Origin of the sequence: Bradyrhizobium sp., assembly GCF_030693485.1 — a bacterium.
In the GTDB taxonomy this organism is placed as follows: Bacteria; Pseudomonadota; Alphaproteobacteria; order Rhizobiales; family Xanthobacteraceae; genus Bradyrhizobium.
Genome location: NZ_JAUYAN010000158.1, coordinates 1 through 3,568 on the forward strand (window position 1 = coordinate 1; position 3,568 = coordinate 3,568).

General features: G+C 64.3%; 7 protein-coding genes. 3 read left to right on the forward strand and 4 right to left on the reverse strand.

What is annotated here, in order from left to right; genetic code table 11:
- Positions 1-173 precede the first annotated feature (173 nt).
- Positions 174-473 carry a DUF4282 domain-containing protein gene (locus Q8N40_RS11710; RefSeq protein ID WP_305711930.1) on the reverse strand — a complete coding sequence of 100 codons (300 nt, stop codon included), beginning with the start codon at positions 471-473 and terminating at the stop codon, positions 174-176.
- A gap of 209 nt (positions 474-682) precedes the next feature.
- Between Q8N40_RS11710 and Q8N40_RS11715 the strand changes: the two genes are divergently transcribed.
- The 3 genes from Q8N40_RS11715 to Q8N40_RS11725 all read left to right on the forward strand — a co-directional run bounded on the left by Q8N40_RS11715 (position 683) and on the right by Q8N40_RS11725 (position 1,906).
- Complete coding sequence (locus Q8N40_RS11715; protein WP_305711931.1) at positions 683-1,147, forward strand: MaoC family dehydratase; 465 nt, start codon at positions 683-685, stop codon at positions 1,145-1,147.
- Positions 1,147-1,629 carry a MaoC family dehydratase gene (locus Q8N40_RS11720; protein WP_305711932.1) on the forward strand — a complete coding sequence of 161 codons (483 nt, stop codon included), beginning with the start codon at positions 1,147-1,149 and terminating at the stop codon, positions 1,627-1,629. Before Q8N40_RS11715 ends, Q8N40_RS11720 begins: the two co-directional genes overlap by 1 nt.
- Before the next feature lie 133 nt (positions 1,630-1,762).
- Positions 1,763-1,906, forward strand: a complete 144-nt coding sequence (locus Q8N40_RS11725) for a hypothetical protein (protein WP_305319306.1) — start codon at positions 1,763-1,765, stop codon at positions 1,904-1,906.
- A 55-nt stretch (positions 1,907-1,961) separates the two neighbouring features.
- Here the strand turns inward: Q8N40_RS11725 and Q8N40_RS11730 are convergent, their stop codons facing one another.
- The 3 genes from Q8N40_RS11730 to Q8N40_RS11740 all read right to left on the reverse strand — a co-directional run.
- Positions 1,962-2,096, reverse strand: a complete 135-nt coding sequence (locus Q8N40_RS11730) for a hypothetical protein (RefSeq protein WP_305711933.1) — start codon at positions 2,094-2,096, stop codon at positions 1,962-1,964.
- Positions 2,097-2,234: 138 nt separating this feature from the next.
- Entirely contained in the window at positions 2,235-2,651 is a 417-nt protein-coding gene (locus tag Q8N40_RS11735) for a hypothetical protein (protein ID WP_305319305.1), read from the reverse strand.
- Between the two features lie 152 nt (positions 2,652-2,803).
- On the reverse strand, positions 2,804-3,568 hold a 765-nt coding region (locus Q8N40_RS11740; protein WP_305711934.1), incomplete at its 5' end, for a hypothetical protein.

The window sequence follows — 3,568 nt, forward strand, 5'->3', positions numbered from 1 at the left end:
GCACGGCTTGGTGGGTGGACAGGCTATTATGGCAAACCAGGACCCATCGTAATGATGCACGGCTTACGATCCCTCAAAGCCATGCTTCACGGCTGGAGCCTCCGCAACGATGTGTGAATCTCGTAGGGTCAAGCCGGGCGATGACAGTTTTGATTGTGGCGATCGCCTTAGAACTAATGCCCTTGCCCCTGGCCCTGGTCGCGAATCGCGCCGAGGTGTTCGTTGATGCGGAACACGATCAGGATGAATTCCGCGGCGATCCGCGAGAAGATCACGCCGACGATGACGCTGGCGATCGAGGACAACAGCACGATGAACCCGCCGAACGGGCTGATCGCCATCGCGGTCAGGCCGGTAAAGATGCCGGATATGCCGAACAGTGCAATCAGCGCGATCACCAGCCAGTAGAAGGTCTTGATGATGGTGGGCGTGATGAAGCGGTCCCACTGAAACAGATCCCGAAATTCAAACATCGGTCGTTCTCCCGGCGAGTCGCGTGTGAGTTTTGGTCCAAGCCTGCCTGCACAGGGCTAGCTCCGAAAGGTGTTCCGGGCAAGATCGTGCACCAAAACGGCGGTGTTCGCCCGCCGGGCACGAGCCATGCGGGCGGGCGGGTTGAGATTGCCGCAAATAGCGGCCACAATCGGGCTTCCCTGCACCAATTCCCGATTCAATCCCCCGCATGACGCTCAGCTTCGAAGATTTTCCCCCCGGCCGATTCGGGACGTTCGGCCCGCGCCGGGTCACCCGCGAGGAAGTGCTGGCGTTTGCCGCGGAGTACGATCCGCAACCGATGCATCTCGACGAGGAGGCCGCCGCGCGCTCGATGCTGGGCGGCCTGTCGGCGTCGGGCTGGCATCTGTGCTCGATCATGATGCGGATGATGTTCGACGGCTTCATCGGCCGCACCGCCTCGCTGGGCTCGCCCGGGGTCAACGAATTGCGCTGGCAGGCGCCGCTGCGGCCGGGCGACGACATCACGCTCGATATCGAGGTCGCGGAGGCCAGGGTTTCCAACAGCCGTCCGGACACCGGCATCGTGACGTTCAGGGGCGTGGTGCGCAACGCGGCCGGGCAGCAATTGTGCGAGATCGTCACGCCGATCATCGTGCGGCGCCGCGCCGCTTCCGCTGCGGGGCAGGGTTGATGCGTTTCTTCGAGGACATGGCGATCGGGCAGCGGCGCGAGGTGGGGTCGTTCACCTTCACCGCCGATTCGATCAGGACATTCGCCGCGCAGTTCGATCCGCAGCGTTTCCATCTCGACGAGCAGGCAGGCCGCCAGTCGCTGTTCGGCGGGCTGGCGGCCTCGGGCTGGCATGTCGGCTCGGTCTGCATGAAGCTGATGGTGGCCGATGGCCAGCGCCAGGCGCGGGAGGCGGCCGCGCGCGGCGAGAAGGTCGCGGTCTGGGGCCCGTCGCCGGGCTTTCGCGAACTGCGCTGGATCAAGCCGGTGCGGGCCGGCGACACCATCAGCTTCGCCAGCGAGATCGAATCGCTGCGCGCCTCGGAGAAGCGGCCGGAGTGGGGCATCCTGCAGGGCCGCAACACCGGCACCAACCAGCGCGGCGAGCTGGTCTATTCGATGCTGGCGACGGCCTTCGTGCCGCGGCGGAAGACGAATTCCTGACTCAACATGGTTAAGGGATGGCGGGCCTGATCGGCTCATCGTGACGATCGCCGGGAACCATTTATTTGCTAACGCATTCTGAACCTTGTGCCTGTCATGATCGACACAGGGACGGAATGTTCAGGGGATGACGATGGCAGACCGCGGCGGCTTGAAAATTGTCGGCTTTATCTTCGCAACCATCACGCTTGCGGTGATGCTGGCCACCGGAATGGTGGTGAAGGGCCATGCCGACGGCGCCTATTCGTTCGACGGCGCCACGATCGCCAGCCGCTAACGCCGAAAAGTCACCTTCCGCTAACCATGGCCGCCGAATCCCTCATTTGATGTGATCAGCGCCACGCCAGCGCCATCACCACCACCGCCAGAGCCAGCAGCGCGACAAACCGGATCATGAGGGTGCCCATCCGGTGTTGCGAGACCCGCAACAGAATCGGATCGGTATTGTCGGGTCGGATGGTTTTCATGAAGACTTGTCCCCGTCGTGTCATGCCGCCTGCCCTTGGTCGCGGCGCGGACGCGGCAAGTTCAATCAACAACTACAAGAATGAAACCGCCGCGCTCCCGGCACGGGGAGGCGGCGGCACAAGGCGGGATGGCGGCGCTCAGCTGTTGCGAAGGCCGTCGGCGGCGCGTTTCCACTGCGTCACATTGTCGGCGATCATGCGGGTGGACTTCATCGCGGCCTGGCTGAGCTGGGCATAGCCGGAAATCTCGCGCTGCACGCGCTGACCCTCGGCATGCAGCAGGTCGCGCAGGCTTTCGAGTTCCCCGATCAGGTTCTCGATTTCCGTGAGCGAGGTTCCGGCGACGCGCTGGATCAGCGAGTTGACGTTGTTGACGGTGGCCTCGGTGCTGGGCTCCAGCGTGGCGGCGTCCGGCGTCAGCGTCGGCGGACGGCGCAGATAGGCGACGTCGTTGCGGACGAAGTCGCGAATGCCGGCCTCGACTTCGGAGACCGCGGCGAGATTGGGATCCGCTTCAGTTGATTCAACTTTTTCCGGACGGATGGTGGCGTTCATCGGCTTTCCCCTGCGTAAGTAACGAGCGCGGTTGTCCCCCGCACGACGAAATTCAACGGTTGCATCAGGGCTGCCGATTTTGACCGCATCGCGGCCAATATGCGGCAATGCTCGATCTTTCGCGGGATTTGCCGGTCCGTCGCGCCACCGTGCTACCAGCTGCGCCTGAAGCTCGCGCTGAGACGCCCGGTCGGGATGCCGAGCGCGGTTTCGCCGATCGCGCCGTTGACGGTGACGCCGCCGAACAGTTTCTGCTCGGCGCCGATCCTGCGCAGCCACTTGTCCTCGGTGGAGGAAAGCGACTGGCCGGCGATGAAACTGGTGCCGGTATCGGCAAGGCTCAGCCTGGCCGATTGCTCAGTCTGATAGGTGCGGGTGGGTTGCGCGGCGATGCCGGGCAGCGGGACGATGCCGGGCTGAACGATGTTGTAGCCGTTCTGCAGCGTGAGCGAAGTCTGCCCGCCGAGCGGCAGCGATTTGCTGAGGCTGGTGCCGAGCTTGCCCTGCTCCTGCGCGGGATCGACCCGGGCCTCGATCGCGGTCTTGTCCCAGATCGAGCCGATACCGGGGGCGGTGATCGCCGCCCATGCGGTGCCGGAGGATTGCGACGGCGGGCTGTCCGGTGAAAATTTCTGCCGCAGCAGGTCGGCGCTGGTCAATGCCTGGGACTGGCCGACCACGGTCATGTCGGCGCCGATTCTCGTATCCCAGAATGGCGACAGCGATTGCTTGACCGAGACGTCGGCCGCGCCATTCGCCTTGCTGGTGGATTTCCACGAGGTGTCGGAGCCATCGGAGGCCTTGGGCGCGCGCGCCTTCGCGGCCGGCCCGAGCAGCAGCGTGGCGGTATCGGTATTGAGCTGGCTCCAGTCCGGCTCCAGATCCTCGCTATCGGCACCCTCGCTATCGGTGTCGGA